Below are 16,139 nucleotides of genomic sequence, written 5' to 3'. Positions count from 1 at the left end.
AGTGTCGGCACCCTGGCCAGACCATCCTGTCCATCACAGAAAAACCGAAGGCGTGCTTCCTACAGTCGCCTTGGTCGCGGCGTCCCGCGGCCTTCCATCCACAGGAGAGCGACGATGAACCTCGAACGGTTGAGCGCGCGGCTGTCGGCAACAGGAACCAAGACGATAAAGATGCACGGCATGGGCTTGGCCCTGGCAGCGGCCATGGCAGTGGTGACGGCAGGTGCCGCGAACGCAGCGGCGCCGCAGGCGGCGCCGAGCGATGCGCTGACAGCGGCGCAGGCGGTAGAGCACGATCTCCCCGCCATTGCGGCCGCACTGGATGTCGATCCCGCACGTGCCCGCAGCATCATCAACGTGCAGGAGCACGCCGCCGAACTAGCGGACACGCTGCGCACGCAATACGCCGATCGGCTCGCGGGCATGTACCTCGAACACGCTCCGGCGGACAGGCTGGTCGTGCGCCTGACCGGCGACCAGGCGGTGCGCACCCAGTTCCACACCTTCGGCACCGATCCGCTCGAAGTGACCTTCGTGCCCGGTGCGACGCATACCGTCGCGCAACTGACCAGAGGACTGGAACGTGCGCTGGCGACCGGCCTGCGCGAGAAGGCATCCGGCGTCCATGCCGGCTACGTCGACGAGCGCACCGGCACGATCGTCATCGAGGTGGACCAGGACACCCGCAGCACGGCCCGGCTGACCATGCAGCTCGAGCAGCTCGCGGGCGTACCGGTGCGCATCGAAGTTTCGCCGCGCGCGGTGACGCAGGCGGTCTATGGCAGCGGCAGCATCTCGTCGCTGTGCACCACGGGCTTCGCGGTCAACCATGCAGCCAGCAACCAGCACGGCGTGCTGACGGCCGGGCATTGCGACACCGGCGCGGCGCAGACCTACTCCGGCATCGACGGCGCATCGCACACGCTGAACGAGGTGGCGCTGCTGGCCAACGCGAATGCGGACCTGCTGCGCCTGGGCAACACCGCCGTCGCGTTCGGTGGTTACTTCTACGCCGACGCCTGGCGCGCAGCGACCGGCCGTCGCACCCGCGCCGCAACCACGACGGGCGCCGTGCACTGCCACTACGGACGCAACGGCGGCTACAACTGCGGCAGCGTGCAGTCGACCGTGGCCAACCCCGGCAGCATCTGCGGCCCCAGCAACACCTCCGCCTGCAATGCGGTGTACGTGCGCGTGGCCGGCGCCTCACTGTTCTGCATCGGCGGCGACAGCGGCGGCCCCTGGTTCACCGGCACCACGCTCGCCGCGGGCATCCACTTCGCCGGGCCCACCGCAGGCGGCAGCCCCTGCTACTACACCAGCACCGACTGGGCCTACGACAGCATGGGGCTCAACCTGCTCTATCCGTAGAGCGAAGCGCGGCATGATGCTGCGCAGCGTGTACTGGAGATCGGCCGGTGTATATATGGCCGATCTTCTGGCCAAGTGGGAAGCGCCATGCGAGTTCCGGGAATTGCATTGATGATGTGCTTGGGCGCAACAAGTTGCGGCAAGGCAGACGACACCACGCCAAGGCCGGCAAGCGCACCGGCCGACGCGGCCGCGACGGCGCCGGCGGCAGCCGCGCCGGACGAACGAATGGAGGCGGCCACCGGCGTGATCGTGGAGCGTATCCGCAAGCAATACGCCGAACGCCTGGCCGGGCTCTACTACGAGCACGAGCAGAAGCGGATCGTGGTCCGGCTCACCGGCATGGAGCCCGTGGCACCGGAAACGCACACCTTGGCAGGCGGCTCGTTGCAGGTGATGTTCGAACCCGGCGCTGCCCACTCGTTCGCGGAGTTGAACCGGATCATGGCCGACAGCACGGCCAAGATCGCGGCGGCGCTGCCGACGGCGCACGCCCGCTATGTGGACGAACGCAGCGGCGCGATCGTCATCGCGATCGCGCCAGACAGTGCTGCCGGCAAGGCGAAGGAAGCGGAGCTGACGCAAGCGCTTGGCGTGCCGGTGCGGATCGAGGTGGAGGCACCTGCGGTACCGCAGCGGTAGCGGCGCAGCGTTCTCAAGCGCTGTCGCCGAACACCACTAACATCAGCAACACCGCCGCCACGGCCAAGCCGATTCCGACCAAACGTACTCTCTGGCGGCGCGCGTTGCGCCGTTCGATGTCCGGCAAATCGAACCAGTAGCCACTGTCTTCGTGCGGCGGGGAAGACTGGTTTCGCTTCGAAGATCCAGGAAACATGCATCGCTCCATCTGCAACTGTGGTGGAAGGCATCGCACGCGTGCTGCCGATGCATGGCAACGTCGCGTGCGCCGCCGGTGCGGTGTCGTGTCAGAAGCGGAACAGATAGCCGGCCGAGATCCGGGTCTGTCGCGATTGCTCGAGCAACGGGCTGTCCTTGATCCCGTCGCCGAACTGGGTGCCGGCCACGTCCACGAAGAACGTGTGTCGTTCTGCAGGGCTGTAGTCCAGACGCAGACCCAGCTCGACATTGACCGTGCCCTCGCCGTCGTAGGCCGGGCGGGCCAGCGTGGCTTCCTCGGGACGCACGCCGTAGTAATAGGCCACGTACTTGTCGTCGACCCATTCCGCCGCCACACGCGGCGTCAGGCCGAAGCGGCCCATGCCGAAGCGGCGCTCGGCCTGCACGCGTCCGCGCGCGCCTTCGCTCTTGTCCATCACGTCCACCAGGTATTCGGCGGAGATCTCGGCAAACGGGCTGTTCCAGGTCACCGCAGCGCCGGCCCAGATGCTGTCGTCGCGCTCCTGCATGCCTTGCAGGTAATCGGAGTCCTCCGGGTCGTAGCCGTCCATGGCGTAGCGTGCGCGCACGCGGAAGTTCAGCACGTCGCTGTCGTTGATCTTGAAGTCGAACCGTCCCGCATTGATCTCCGTCCAGCGGTTCTCGAAATAGACGATCGGCAGCCCCTTCGTTTCCTGGTCGTAGTCGCGGTAGGGGCGGTCGATCACTGCGGCGCCCAGCCCGATTCCCCAACGCGATGTCTTGCCCTCCGGCACCTCGGCCTCCTGGGCGCCGGCGGGCAGCGCAGCGGCCAGTCCGATGGAAAGAACACCGGCCCACCCCAGAGCCGCACGCGGCGACGATGTATTTGGCGACGAACGACGAGATTCCTCATGACGCATCTTTGAATCCTCGATAGGGCCGGCCATCGGTGGCCGGCAAGCGGTTAGGGGTTGCCCTGGCGGCAGAGCGGCCGCTCCCGCTCGATCGCCGCCGCGTCGCGCAGTGGGAACGCCGCCTTACTGACCGATCGGACAGTAGAGATCCTAGCGCTATAATGACCGAACGGTCATTACAAGTCCGGCTGCGGTAATTGGGCGTTCAGCTTGCGCGCCGCTGATCCCCGCGTCCCGATGTGCACCGCGTCAGCGCAGCGCAAGCCAGCCAGTGCTGCAGCCGGTCCAGCCGCTGCCGCCGCCGTGACGCCACCCGCTACACTGACGGGTCAAGGTCGCTTGCCGGGTTTGCAGGCTTGCCGGGCTTGGCCTGGCGGGACCGGAACGGCCCGAACGATGGAGGCACCGATGGCGACGAAGAACGCGAAAAAGACGCCTGAAACGGCGGATGGCACCAAGAAGAAAAGGACGCGGCTTTCCCCGGAGGTCCGCCGCAAGCAGATCCTGGAGGCCGCGCTGGTCGAGTTCAGCGCGCAAGGCTTCGCCGCCACCAGCATCGCCATGATTGCGCGGCGCGTCGGCATCTCCAAGGCCAACGTCTACGTGCATTTCTCCAGCAAGGACGAGATCTTCGAGACCTTGCTGCGGTCGCTGTCCGCACTGGGAAGGAGCCAAGGCAACTGGCGCCAGATCGAGGACACCCACGACGTGCCCGGCTTCATCGACAACCTGGTCGATGTCACCTATGCCTCGTTCACGCCCGAGGCCCTGGCCATCCTGCGGCTGATGATCGCCGAAGGGCATCGCATCCCGGACGTGCTGGCCAAGTGGAACGAATCCAACGTCAACGCCCGCGCCGAACGCCAAGCCATCGTCGACGAACAGGTGGCGGCGGGCCGGATGAAGCGCAGCCCGCTCAGCGAACACTTCCACTTCGCCATGACCCCGTTCGTGTACGCCGGCATCGCCAAGCTGGTATTCGGCGACGCCGCCACGGAAGAGGTGGAACGCATGAAGGAAACGCACCGCAAGCTGCTGCATCAGTTGCTGGAGCCGTAGGCGCGGCGGTCGAGGTTCTCGCAAGCATCAACCCACACAGCAATCACACCGGCGCAGTAGCGCGTGCGCGCCGCGAGTTCCAACATCGGCTTGTGTCGCAAAGGGTCGACGAAGAACTAGCAACAAGAGCGGATCGTAAGCGCCACTTGCCGGCGCCCTTACCTACCGGCGCATGAAATCCAACCAGCCAGTTTGGATGCGGCACCACCTACGCCGAAGACTGCCCCAGGCTTCAACGAAACACGTTCCGGCAAAACCGCCTCATGGCCGAACCATTGATTGAGTTACCGGTCACCGCGCCACCCTGCGTGAACTGCTCGAGCTTCTTTTTCACAGCGATGCCCGCCACATTGGAAGCTGCCACGCTATCCGAAACTCCCTCGGCACCGCGAGGGATAGCGATGGAGGGAAGATCCACTTCCCTTACCCACCCCAGGGCATCCAGCTGGGCGCACGCGCCAATCGTGTAGGCGAGCTCCTCATCGCCCTGAACGTTTACAGGAGCACCACGCAGTCCCTGCAGAACATGAAACGTTTCGTGCGCCGTTGTCGACACGACATTGGCACTCAACAGGTCACCATCCCGATCGACTGCGAACGCGTAGCGCGCACTTGCGCGTCTAGCTGTTGCCAGTGATGAGGATCTGGCCACGAGGGACCTGTCGGCCCCCACCAGATCCACGGTCAAGGTCAACTGGATGGTATGCATTGCAGATCCGTCGATGACGTACTGGATCCCTCGCAGAACCACGGCGCAGGGAGGCACGAGGTCGCCATAAGCCTCCTGGCCGCTTTCCAGCCGAACAACTACGCGCACCTTGCCCTCGTGACACTCGTCCAGAACAGAAAACTTGCCGCCGGCGAGCTTCTCGCCAGGCAGCACTGTCGCCGTGCGCACAATGGAGAGAGGGCCAAATTTGTCGATGGCAGTGGCATGCGCTCCCTCCTTTGCGATCAAATCTGAAGGAGGGACCTGAATTGAAGCACAAGAAGTTAGTAGGGCAAGTGCCAATCCCAATAGAACGACAGACCCCAAGGAAAGACGAGCACTTGGCCTGAAGATCGAGATCGGAATCAGCGCTGATGGAATAGCAGCTTGGCTGGCGCGGGCTATGTGCAGATCCTGATCAGTGGGGCGGTTCACGGGCCGCCTTCCTCGTCGAGGCATTCCTCGACCAAAGGCACGTCTTTTCCGATAACGTCGGGATATAGAGCGACGGTACGTACATAGCTGGAACCATACTTCTTGTAGCGAACCAGCATTCCTCTATCGACTCGGAAATAATCCTCGTCCCCCGAAAATTCGGGACAGTCTGCATACCCAACCTCTTCATCGTCGCTGCAATAGCGGACATAGAGCTTTTTCCCACGCAGCTGGCCTTCAAGCTTTCCGTCACCGCCATGCACGTTGGTGCCTTCGCTCCAATTGCCACTCACGCGATCGCCGCTTTGCCGAAGATTTATGCCCAGGTAGTGGCCCGAACCACACTTATTGGCGTACGCCCACTTCCCCTCAAATGGAGGCGCCTTAGCCGCAGAAGCGACGCTAGCGGGCAACACTGTCGCTGCAAAGAGCAAGATGCCCAGCAGCCGAAATCCATATTTCCCTGAGCCGGCCATCGGCATCTCCTCAATACACCTGCATCGGCGGCTACGCATGAAGGAAGACACCAACCAGCGTGCCACGAGACACGACGCTGATCTGCAGCTTGCTGTCGCTGGCAAAGCGATTGCTCCAGCCTGGCCATTTAGACGCAGGCGCGAAAGCAACAGTCGCCGGAAGGGATGGAGACAATGCCGACACCGATTTAACGGCCTACCAGGCCCCGGCACCTAGAGCCCAAAAGACAATCATCAGCAACGGGCCTATACTCCCATCGTTCGGTGCGGTGTGGTCTGCTCCTGAGTTTGAGCCAGTGCCTGTCGTTGCTCCAGCTCTTGCAGCCGTTGCATCGACTCCTGCACCGGAGTAGCAACGGCCTGTTCGGTACTCATGTGAGCACGCAGGTGCGCCGGATCGTTCAAGGCACCTTGCACCACGAAGACATTCTCTCCGGCGGCACGTCGTTCGGTCTTCTCACTCAGAACAATGTGATCGATACGAGTCAGGCCATTTTCTCGCGCCAACCCAGCCAAGCTCGCGGTCATCCGTTCGCTGGCATCGTCCGACGCCCGGCCGAGCGAGGCATCCAAGCGATGCACAGCACTTCGTGCTTGATCCACCAGCGGATTTGCGGCGAGCGACTCTGGCTGCCGTTGATCCGCTGGAGAGACCGGGCGACTATCAACGTGACGCAGATCAGGATCAGCTATCGAAGCCCTGTCCCGATCCTGTCGGCGCGCTTCACCCAATTCGATGCCGAGGCTACCAGGTTGATAGTCTTGGACAGTCACGGTTTGACCCTGTCCGTTGCGAATCAACAAATCAGCACCTTCCAGATGGTAGGTATGTTGACCGTCCACACTTCGAAACACACCTTCTGGATCTTCTGCTTGCCGAATGCCGCCTGTGAGATGCTGGCCGCTCCAGAATATTTGCCCGCTGCGATCGGCGTCCCTGACCACATCGCCGTCACCAACGACATACGTGTCATTACCGGCGCCACCCTGCAGCACGTCACGGCCACCTCCACCGATCAGAACGTCATTTCCTTGTCCTCCGATCAGCGTGTCGTTTCCTCCCTGCCCCAACAGCAGATCGTTATTGGCGACCTCACTGCCACCACGGCTGCGGGTCGCATCGAGCGTGGCAGCATGGTTGGCGTCTACCGCCACACGCGCTGAATCCCTGCCTGGATCGACATAGATCGAACCAGCATTGAATGCATTTTCCGTCAAACGGTCCGCGATCTCCGGATGCTGCTCACGTAGGTCGGACAGCAGACGTACGCGGGCAGGCTCCAAGGACTGCGCCAGCGTTTGCACTTCACCACGACCGGCCAACAGGGTGGCGTAGTCGCGGTTCGCCTCCGCAATCAGGTTGCGCCGGCCTGGATTTCCATCCACGTCAACGCCCCATCGTGTCTCGTCCCGATTGATGCGGTCTCGGTGTTGTTGATACATGCCATAGGTCGACAACGCCTCCTCGGGCGTTACGTTGTTGGGATCGTTGTAGAGGCCAAACAGTTCTGCTTCCATCACGCGGCGCTTGCGCAAGCCGGCCTCGGCAGTCGCGTTACTGCCCCACGCGTTGTACCGCATCTCGAACCAGGCCTCGGCGCGATCCCCCGAAGTAACCGCGTCCCGAAACGGCTGCATGTTGGCGTTATAGGACCCGGCGCCGCGGTTGTAGACCAGCGACACCAGTGCGGCGCGTTCCTGCGACATCGGCATGTTCAAGCCAGCAATCGGGCGCTCATATTCAGGCATGGACGCTGATAACAGCCTATCGCCCTCAGCCGCGTTGAGCGTCCTGTCGAACTGCAAGCCCAGTCTTGTGCGGTCGCCTGGGGCGGCAGCATCAATGGCAGCAAGCTGGCGCCACTGTGCTTCGGAGAGACCGACTCCCGAATCTCGCCAGATCTCGGTATTGTTGGAACGATTGAAGGTGTACCCATAGCCGATGGTTGCCCGGCCATCCCCTACGTCCTGCGACCGGGCGTGCAAGCTTTCAGTGAGCTTGATCAAATCACCAGTCAGCGTGTTGTACTGATCTTGGGTGAGTTGGCGATAGACGATAGGCATGCATGATCTCCGTATCAAAAAGCACAACTACATGATGTTCGAGTAATCCCCAATCTCATTGCAGACTTCAAGCGGGGGATTCCCCACCCTCACCACTCGGCGCTTGCCAGCTGCCACATCGTCCTTGGGGGCAACGATGCGATAAAGGAGATAAAGGTTGTCTTGCGACTCCCATAGGCCGAACGTCGACATTTCCGGGAAATGATAGCTCGCGCCGTCAACTTGAAGCACTTTGATATCGCACTCGGCGTAGCTTCCCCAACCACAGCTGGCATCCAGTGACCGGACTCCTCCGCGGCCGCCAAGATCGAAACGATAGGTGCGCCCGCTGTCGTCCTCAGACACCTGAGGCTCAATCTGACTGGCTGCCGACGATGCGCTGCCACCCCAGCCGCGTGACTGTTCGCATAGCGATCTCTTCTCCGGCAGGGCGTCTTCGCCGCCAGCCGATACGGAGGTACACCCCGTCATGAGAACCAGTGTCAGGAGGAAGCCCCGGAAGAACTTGGTTGTCATGCACACTCCTTGCTTGGACGGCTACACGCGCCCTAGGCACGTGCCGCCACGTTGTGGGCTAGCCACGTGGAAAATAGCCCACCGCCGGTTGCGCGTCCACGTCAATCGCGATCAAAATTTGCCAGCTCCATCACCTATCTACCGCCCTGGCAGGTGCTTTGCAGCCTGCTGCCGATGGCGAAGCCCAGTTGCTCCAGCCAGAGGCCGCTCGGGCGCAGGACCGGAACGCGGTGATCACCGGTGTGGCAGTGCAACGCGGGATAGGCCGGGGCGCAATGGATGGGCTGGCTGATCGCATGACGGCCGCTTATTCCTCTGGCGCCTCGCTCCCTTTGCCCGCGCACTGACGCTCGCTGCATCCAGGGCCGGCCCCGCAACACGAGACCAGCCCTCTCCGGCGACGCATCCGTGCCTCATCCCACCCGCGATCAATGCAGCCGCCCGCCTCCCGCAGGCGGCGCGCTCCACTCCACCGCATAGACCGCCCGCTCCTCGCGTACGGCGTTGGGCGTTGGTTCGTGCAGCGGCTGGCGCTCGATCTGCTGCAGCAGCGCCCGCATCGCGTTCGCCGCGTCGCAGAGCGTGTCGCCCACCGCTGGCAATGCCTGGCCGGCACGCGCGGCAGCATCGCCGGCCGCCACCGCCCGGGCATGGGCCGAGACGGTCTCGGCCAGCAGGGTGAGTCGGTCGATCTGCGCCAGCGTGACACGGAAGGCGCCGCCGCCTACGTCCGGCGCCACCTCGACGGTGGCAGCGGGCCGGGCGCCGTGCGTCGTGTCGGTCCGCTGCGCAGGATAGGACAGCGCGTCCAGCACCAGCTCCGCCTGGTCGGCCAACAGCTCCAGACAAAGTGCCAGCTCGCCCATGCGCACTTTGGGCTCGGCGGCACGCTCCTCGTCCGGCGTGCGCGGCTGCGCCAGCCGGACCAGGAACCTCACGTGATCGCGCAGCTTCGCCAGCCGGAACTGGCTCTCCTCCGGCAGGAAATAGCCGGGCATGTCTTCATCGTCCAAACGGTCGTACGACATCGTTGCCTCCTCGGTCCATGAAGGGGCCCGTCCGCCACGCATGGCGGACGGGAAGTCGGGAGGTTCGAAACCGCTAGTAGCCGGCGGGCGTATTTCCCCGAAGGGTGTTGTATTAGCCGCCCTCCCGACGCAGGCATCGCGTCGGCTTGCGCCCGAGCATCGGGCACAAAAAACCCACCGGTTTGTCGGAGGTGGGTACCGCTACTAGAGGAGTTTCGACGCTCCTTGATGTAGAGAGTGCTACCGCGATACATAGCTGTCAATAGCAATTTGTAGAATCTTGCATTGGGAAATCGACTTGCTCTAGCGCCGTGTCAGTGGCTACGGAATACTAGCCGGAGACAGACTCAGCCTGGATGCTCAAAGAAAAAATGGCAAACTCAACGGAAGAAATGACCGCAGCGCCTGCCAAAAAGTCAGAAGACAGCACAGCACTCTACGAGCTCAGCTTTACTTCGCTGTCCGTAGTGATGAGTCGCTACTTGCAGATCACCGATCAGAGCCGCGCAGGATCAGTGGAGCGCTGGAGTTTTATCATAGGGCTCTTGGGCGCAGGTTTTGGCATGCTATTAGGCGCTGTGCTGGATGGAAAGGCAGGGTTCGCCTTTGCAGCAGCGGGACTGGCGGTTGAGATCGTTGGCTTTGCCTTGTCCGCTGCGTTGCAGCTCAAACGCGAAGTAAAGGAATTTCGACGTCCCTACGCCACCCAAGCAGAGCAGTTGGAGCAGGATTTTTATCAGTACCAAGGCATCATCACTGCACTGCGCAAGTTTCCGCTGGAGCAGCGCCGTCAGCGAGAGACCTTCGTCCGGGACAGGCGGACGAATATGCATGAGCGCTTGGGCTTGTTTACCGGCGGAATGGAGAAGCTGGGCATCATGCCGCTCCTGTTAGCACTCTATCTACAATTCAAGGATTGGCGACTGGGTGATTGGAGCGTGCTGAGCAAGATCACGGCGATCCAGGGCGTGCTCGCGTTCTTGTTGCTGTTTGCTTACGCGCTTTCCTGGCATCTGATCCGCCTACACGTTCGCTTGCAGAGATATGAGCAACTGCTCATCGAAGCAAACCGACAAAACAATGTACAAGCCGTTGAGCACGCCAGCGCACGCCCAGGTGGCGAGAGACCATCAGCACATGTGAGCACCGCGAAGCCGACGCCAACTTGACGCGCGCCGCCACAGACACTAGCGTTTGCTAGCACACCACGAGAACGAGGCGCCATGGAAAGGCCTCAATCAAGAGCGCTCTTCTTGCTGGCACTTGCAGCCATGCTGCCAAGCGCTTGCGCTCGAACTCTCGTAAAGATCGGTGAGGCACCTCACTCTATGGCTACAGCCGCCAGCACGGCCAACACCAGCGTTCAGGACCTGGAGCGCAGGCTGCTGCGCTATGCCGACGCCCTGAAAGCGCCAACGGACCTAGTCTATCCATGCATGGAGGCGGCGTTCGGCATCAAGCTCGATCCTCCTGCGGATGCGGCGCATTCCTGGCACGAAGTGAAGCAATCACCACTGGCCAATGGCTTTTTGCTCCATGCAACACACAGCCCAGCAGAAAAAGGCTTCTCGGCTTCTCGGTCGCACTATTGATTTATCAGAGTAGCGATGCGATCACTGCACGCGATTTTTTCTATGGAGCTCAGATCGACGGAGGTGATGCATGAAGCCAGTGGATTCACGCATCGAACCGTTGCCATCGGGAATTTCAAAAGAAAAAACCTGACATCTTTTTTCAGGCACGAGATGCGCCATAGGGGAACTAACTAAATTTGCATCAAGTCTCGCATGAACTCCGACTCAGGTTTCACTGCCGAAACATGCAGCTGATCGCGGGCACGGGTGCAAGCCACATATAGCAACTGGCGCTCGGTGTTATAAATTTCGGTTAGCTCGACCTCGTCAGCGGCAATATCGATGCGCGCCTGTGAAGGGATTATTTCATCATCGCAAGCCATCACCGCGACCACGCGGAATTCCATACCTTTTGCTAAATGCATGGTGGTGATGCTTACCGAACCTTCTTCCGTCGCCATCTCCTTTCCCAGTACGCGACACTGCAAGCCAGCGAACTTTATTGCCGCCTGCGCGCGGGGCAGTTCACTTTCGGATCTGACGAATACGCCGATTTCCCGCGGCAACACACCACTCGCTATACATTGCTTCAACCATCCGCCAACGGCTTGGCTCTCCACTTCGGCATCAGCATAGCTGCAGACAGTCGGCTCAGGCCCATTAAACACCGAAATAGTACCCTTGCGACTTTCGACGTTTCCGTCCACATCGGATACCTCCGGGCCGAGCAGACGATCGGCCTGTGAGCGAATCTGGTGTGATGTGCGGTAATTGATATTGAGCGTACGCGAACGACCGCGCACTTCCACCCCCAGTGATTTCCACGAGAAGGGCGTCTGGAAGATGCGTTGGCCGAGATCGCCGGCGAAGAAGAGCGCATTGGCGCGGTTGCCGGCAATCGCTGCGAGGAAGCGCAATTGTTGCACGCTGATGTCCTGCGCCTCATCCACCACGATGTAATCGAATACCGCATGCTTACGCTTGGGCATAACGTCGCCAAGCCTGGCGAACATTTCAGCGGTAGTGATCTTGCCAGATTTTTTCAACTGTGCCTTTGCTTGGGCGAATGCTTGCCAATACAAGGCGCGCTGCGCCTCCGGCAGGCGCGTCTTTCGTCCCAGCCGCTTGGCATCCCGGTAATTCTCCCAGTCATCGACCTGCCAGGTGTCTACCACGTCCTCCCATTCGGAAAGCAGGAATGCAGCGTTGGATTTCAGGCCATCGACTTGCATGGCGGCAGCCTTCAGCAGGGCGGAAATTTCATCCCTGCTAGCGAATACCGGCTTGCCAAATTCCGCTGAATACAAGCGAATGCCGACAGCCTCCATTGCGGCCACGTCGATACGCTCGCCGAGCTTTGGAGTGTTCCAGATAAGTCGGTACAGACTGCCACGCAACGCATTGGCCAGCGTATCGGAAAACGTGGAAAGCAGAACGCGTGCGTCTTCATCTTTATGTGCCAGATGCACAGCGCGGTGCAAAGCCACTACAGTTTTCCCCGTACCCGCCGAGCCGGACACGCGTGCCGCTCCGTTGTAATTCCGTTCAACGAGTTGCCGCTGTGCCGGATGTAGGAACACTGTCCATCTGTCCCATGGATACTCCAGGGCGCGAGCCAACTCGTCCATATCGGACATGACGCGGAAGCGGCGTTGCGCATCGGGGTGCTGGAATGGATCTGCTCCTTTGCTCGCCACTTCCGGCAACGCCGGCATACCGCCAGTCGCCAGTTCGAGCAGGGCCTCGGCCGCTTCGCCCGGCAGGTGGCCGGCCAGTTCCAGCAGCGTATCTTCGTCGGTAGCCTTTACATCGGCTAGCCATTCCTGCGGCACGCCATAGGCCAGCAGTTGCGCATCACCGTATTTTTCGAACAATTTCGGCTTCTGGTGCATGGCCGACGCACGATCCTGGACGCACTTCGGAACGAGGATTTCCTCGACACGTTCGCGAATCTCAACGAGTTGTGCCGCGCCGGTAGTCGGGTGCACTTCAAGCTTGCGTCGCTCGGCCCATTGATAGGCCCGGTCGTGATGATCGACATAGCACAGCAGCAGTCTGCCTGCCGTCTTGTGGACGATCACGCGAATATCGCGACTGACGCGCACCGACCAGAAATTCGGGTCTTTGGCCCTGTCGAGCTTATGAAAGCTCATACCCTTGCCGGTCGGATCGACCTGCAAATCGAATGCGGTGGTCTTGGTGGCCTTCTGCTCATCGCCGGTCAAGCGGGCGAGACTGGTAGTAAACGTATCGGCGATCCGGAATTCCATCAGTTCACCTTAAATACTTTCATCACCTCATCGCCGAGGTGATTGATGACCTTCACCGCAAACCGGCCGTTGCTCGGTTTCGGGAAAGGGCGCGAGGTGTCGGAGTTGAGCGTCGCCCAGGCGTCGGGATCGACTTCAGCTTTGAGGGTAGTCCTCAGAGCCTTGTATGGGTCGTTCGCGCCGAGGAAGTAGGCATGGCGGACGAAGAAGGACTCCTCGTTGTAGTCGGTGTCCAGGAACCAACAGGCTATGCCGTCTGCGCCGTCGCTGCGGACTTCACCTGTGCTGGGGTGGAACACGTCCACGCCGTTGATGCGCACCACCAGTTGCCCATCGGCGGGCACCTCGATAATGTCGCGCCTGCCATCGTATCTACGGATGCTGCGGCCTTGCGTGTCCAGCACACCCACATCCGGCTCGCCGAAGATCACGAATAGGTTGCCCTTACCAGTGTTCTTTAAGTCCTCGGCCATATGCAGGTCGGCGTTCATACGTGCCTTAAGTACGTTGATACGGCCCAGCTTGCTGAATTCGGTGGCCGGCGCGTCATAGTTGAAAGCGCAGGCGATGAGCACCTCAAAGTTGGCATCACCGGCTTCGCGGGCAGCATCAACCAGGTCAGCGCGGGTGACGGTGCCGAATTCTGGCCCGATCAGAATGCCGGCACGCTTCACCTGCTCGTTTTCCAGGTAGCGACCTTCGGCGCAGACCAGCTCACCAGGCCACGGCTCCAGTGAGGTGAATTCGATCTTGTCGGCCTTGTGCGCCTGTTGCACACCGGCAGTGCGCAGGTTGGCCAGGATCAGGCTGGCAAAGTCTTGGCCGTATTCGGCTTGGGTCTCGGCCACATGGTCGATCAGGTTGTCTTCCTCGTCCACGCCTAATACGCGGTGCGGGCTGAGCGATTCCACGGTGAAGGGGCCAGCTACGCGCACCTTCTTCTTGTCCTCGTAGGGCTTGTCGTAGAGGTACTCGAATTCCGCCTTGGCTGCGATGGAGGCGTCGATTTCCTTTTGGCGGGCTATGCGCCGCTGCCACCAGTCGGCGTGCAGCTTTTTAGCGGCGTCGCTCCACTTGGCATCGGCATCTCGTGGAATCTCCCATTCCTGCCACTGCTTGCCAAGCGCGTTGTTCAGCGCTTCGCGCAGCGGCTCCAGCACGGCCTGAAACTTGTCCCAGAGGACGTCGATTTCGGCGTTGTTGGCGATGGATTTGAGGGTGATGTGCGGCACGCGCTCATAGACGAAGCCGTGGGCGATGTTGCCGTAGGTGGGCTGACTGGACGGCACGCTACGGGTGATTTCGGCTTCCTTCAACTGGCCTTCGCGGGAGTCGGCCAACAGGTAGTACGGGTAGCGCGCACCCATGATGCGGGCGCGGGCCAGCGCCAGCGCGACGCGGCTGGTGTCGATGGTGATCCAACGGCGGCCCCATTGTTCGGCGACATAGGCGGTGGTGCCGGAGCCACAGGTGGGGTCAAGCACCAAATCACCGGGGTCGGATGCCATCAGCAGGCAGCGTTCGATAACCTTAGAAACTGTTTGGACGACATAGATGTTCGCGTCGCGATAGCCGCTGGACCCGGTATCGTCCCAATTATTGATGATTGGAATCACCGGAAAATCATCGACGTAGCGCAAGTAGCGTAGCTTGCTCGTGGCCTCGTAAAGACGATCAGCCCTTTGGAGCCTGCTCAGGCCCACCAAATTTGTCTTCCACCGCTGCGAATATTTTTTGCCTCGGAAACTGAAGTCGAAGGTTGGATTCGCCGACTCAAGTGCAGTAGTTTGCAAGACTTTCCAGCCTTCGGGAAGGCTGTCAGCTTGCTCGGCTTCTTGTCGTGTGAGCCTACGCACTTCGAGTTTTGGTAGGCGCACATGCTGGTAATCCGAGTCTGCGCCATATGCCTTCTCGATGTATGGCTGTCGGAATTTCGCCTTGTGCTTGTTTCGGCTGTACCAGAGTAAGTAGTCGCCAGTTGAAGGAAGGAAACCACTGATGAGTCCACCGGTCTTCTTGAAGGCAATCAGGTTGCAAAAGTTGTCGTCTCCGAACACCTCATCCATCACCGCCCGCACGCGATGTACATTTTCATCGCCAATCTGCACAAAGATGGAGCCGGATTCCGTCAACAAATCCCGTGCCACTATCAGCCGGTCGCGCAGATACGTCAGGTAGGAATGGATGCCGTCGCGCCAGGTATCGCGGAAGGCCTTGACCTGCTCAGGCTCGCGGGTGATGTGCTCGGCGTTGCCGTCCTTTACGTCGCGGCTGGTCGTTGACCACTGGAAGTTGCTGTTGAATTTGATGCCGTAGGGCGGATCGAAATAGATGCATTGCACCTTGCCCCGCAGCCCCTCGCGCTCGGCCAGGCTGGCCATCACCTGCAGGCTGTCGCCCAGGATGAAACGGTTCTGCCAGTGGCCTTCATGCTGATAGAACTCGGTGCGGTCCGCGCCTTCGGGCATACCGTTGAAGTCGCCAAACAGATCCAGCGTGTCCTGTTGCGGCGCGGCGGCTTCGCGGCGTTCTTCCGTTTGGCGGCGCAGGTCGTCGATCAGCGCCTTGGGTTTGACCTTTTCCTGAATGTAGAGCGGCGGCGCGTTGACGACCAGATCTGACCAGTCTTGCTGGTCCTTGCCGCGCCAGATGAGCTGCGGGTCGAGATCGCGATTCAGCCGCTGCTGGAATCCCGGGGAGACCTTTCCCGCGTCATGCAATGCGCACAGTTCCTCCAGCCATTGCCGATTAGCGCGGGGGTAGACCACTTGCACTGGCGCCTGCTCGTGCTGCTGCATCACCGACTGGTGCTCGACAGTCGGAATGTTCTTGCGTTTGGCCTCGGTATGCGTTATCTGCTCGATACTCTTGCCGGGCTTCTGGTTTTTCTTGGTTGCCATC

14 protein-coding genes are annotated in these 16,139 nt (G+C 61.0%); 5 read left to right on the top strand and 9 right to left on the bottom strand.

From position 1 onward, the window contains the following. Positions 1-114 precede the first annotated feature (114 nt). Positions 115-1,371 carry a hypothetical protein gene (locus tag J2Y70_RS14210; RefSeq protein WP_309918731.1) on the top strand — a complete coding sequence of 419 codons (1,257 nt, stop codon included), beginning with the start codon at positions 115-117 and terminating at the stop codon, positions 1,369-1,371. 228 nt (positions 1,372-1,599) lie between these two features. After that, a complete protein-coding gene (locus J2Y70_RS14205; RefSeq protein ID WP_309918729.1) occupies positions 1,600-2,013 on the top strand; it encodes a hypothetical protein in 414 nt (137 codons plus the stop codon). Positions 2,014-2,026: 13 nt separating this feature from the next. Here J2Y70_RS14205 and J2Y70_RS14200 read toward each other — a convergent pair whose 3' ends face one another. After that, positions 2,027-2,209 carry a hypothetical protein gene (locus J2Y70_RS14200; protein ID WP_309918726.1) on the bottom strand — a complete coding sequence of 61 codons (183 nt, stop codon included), beginning with the start codon at positions 2,207-2,209 and terminating at the stop codon, positions 2,027-2,029. 91 nt (positions 2,210-2,300) lie between these two features. Beyond that, positions 2,301-2,987: a MipA/OmpV family protein gene (locus J2Y70_RS14195; protein ID WP_309918723.1), complete on the bottom strand. Its 687-nt coding sequence runs from the start codon at positions 2,985-2,987 to the stop codon at positions 2,301-2,303. Positions 2,988-3,446: 459 nt separating this feature from the next. Between J2Y70_RS14195 and J2Y70_RS14190 the strand changes: the two genes are divergently transcribed. Then, on the top strand, positions 3,447-4,166 hold the full coding sequence (locus J2Y70_RS14190) for a helix-turn-helix domain-containing protein (protein ID WP_309918720.1): 720 nt from the start codon (positions 3,447-3,449) through the stop codon (positions 4,164-4,166). 232 nt (positions 4,167-4,398) lie between these two features. Here J2Y70_RS14190 and J2Y70_RS14185 read toward each other — a convergent pair whose 3' ends face one another. The 5 genes from J2Y70_RS14185 to J2Y70_RS14165 all read right to left on the bottom strand — a co-directional run bounded on the left by J2Y70_RS14185 (position 4,399) and on the right by J2Y70_RS14165 (position 9,394). Continuing rightward, complete coding sequence (locus tag J2Y70_RS14185) at positions 4,399-5,310, bottom strand: hypothetical protein (RefSeq protein WP_309918718.1); 912 nt, start codon at positions 5,308-5,310, stop codon at positions 4,399-4,401. Beyond that, entirely contained in the window at positions 5,307-5,786 is a 480-nt protein-coding gene (locus J2Y70_RS14180; RefSeq protein ID WP_309918715.1) for a hypothetical protein, read from the bottom strand. The genes J2Y70_RS14185 and J2Y70_RS14180 overlap by 4 nt, the downstream gene beginning before the upstream one ends. 246 nt (positions 5,787-6,032) lie before the next feature. After that, positions 6,033-7,850 carry an XVIPCD domain-containing protein gene (locus J2Y70_RS14175; RefSeq protein WP_309918712.1) on the bottom strand — a complete coding sequence of 606 codons (1,818 nt, stop codon included), beginning with the start codon at positions 7,848-7,850 and terminating at the stop codon, positions 6,033-6,035. Positions 7,851-7,877: 27 nt separating this feature from the next. Continuing rightward, the gene (locus J2Y70_RS14170) at positions 7,878-8,366 is read right to left on the bottom strand and encodes a hypothetical protein (protein WP_309918710.1); all 489 of its coding nucleotides are present in this window, start codon (positions 8,364-8,366) and stop codon (positions 7,878-7,880) included. 428 nt (positions 8,367-8,794) lie between these two features. Next, positions 8,795-9,394, bottom strand: a complete 600-nt coding sequence (locus J2Y70_RS14165) for an XAC0095 family protein (protein ID WP_309918707.1) — start codon at positions 9,392-9,394, stop codon at positions 8,795-8,797. A 356-nt stretch (positions 9,395-9,750) separates the two neighbouring features. Between J2Y70_RS14165 and J2Y70_RS14160 the strand changes: the two genes are divergently transcribed. Both J2Y70_RS14160 and J2Y70_RS14155 read left to right on the top strand, forming a co-directional pair. After that, positions 9,751-10,563 carry a hypothetical protein gene (locus tag J2Y70_RS14160; protein WP_309918704.1) on the top strand — a complete coding sequence of 271 codons (813 nt, stop codon included), beginning with the start codon at positions 9,751-9,753 and terminating at the stop codon, positions 10,561-10,563. Positions 10,564-10,722: 159 nt separating this feature from the next. Then, positions 10,723-10,986: a hypothetical protein gene (locus tag J2Y70_RS14155; RefSeq protein ID WP_309918701.1), complete on the top strand. Its 264-nt coding sequence runs from the start codon at positions 10,723-10,725 to the stop codon at positions 10,984-10,986. A gap of 173 nt (positions 10,987-11,159) precedes the next feature. Here J2Y70_RS14155 and J2Y70_RS14150 read toward each other — a convergent pair whose 3' ends face one another. Both J2Y70_RS14150 and J2Y70_RS14145 read right to left on the bottom strand, forming a co-directional pair. Beyond that, positions 11,160-13,238 carry a UvrD-helicase domain-containing protein gene (locus tag J2Y70_RS14150; protein ID WP_309918698.1) on the bottom strand — a complete coding sequence of 693 codons (2,079 nt, stop codon included), beginning with the start codon at positions 13,236-13,238 and terminating at the stop codon, positions 11,160-11,162. Next, complete coding sequence (locus J2Y70_RS14145) at positions 13,238-16,138, bottom strand: DNA methyltransferase (RefSeq protein ID WP_309918695.1); 2,901 nt, start codon at positions 16,136-16,138, stop codon at positions 13,238-13,240. The genes J2Y70_RS14150 and J2Y70_RS14145 overlap by 1 nt, the downstream gene beginning before the upstream one ends. Position 16,139 lies beyond the last annotated feature (1 nt).

The sequence above is a fragment of the Xanthomonas sp. 1678 genome (assembly GCF_031455575.1).
Lineage (GTDB): Bacteria > Pseudomonadota > Gammaproteobacteria > Xanthomonadales > Xanthomonadaceae > Xanthomonas_A.
This window is presented reverse-complemented; position numbering and strand designations above follow the sequence as displayed.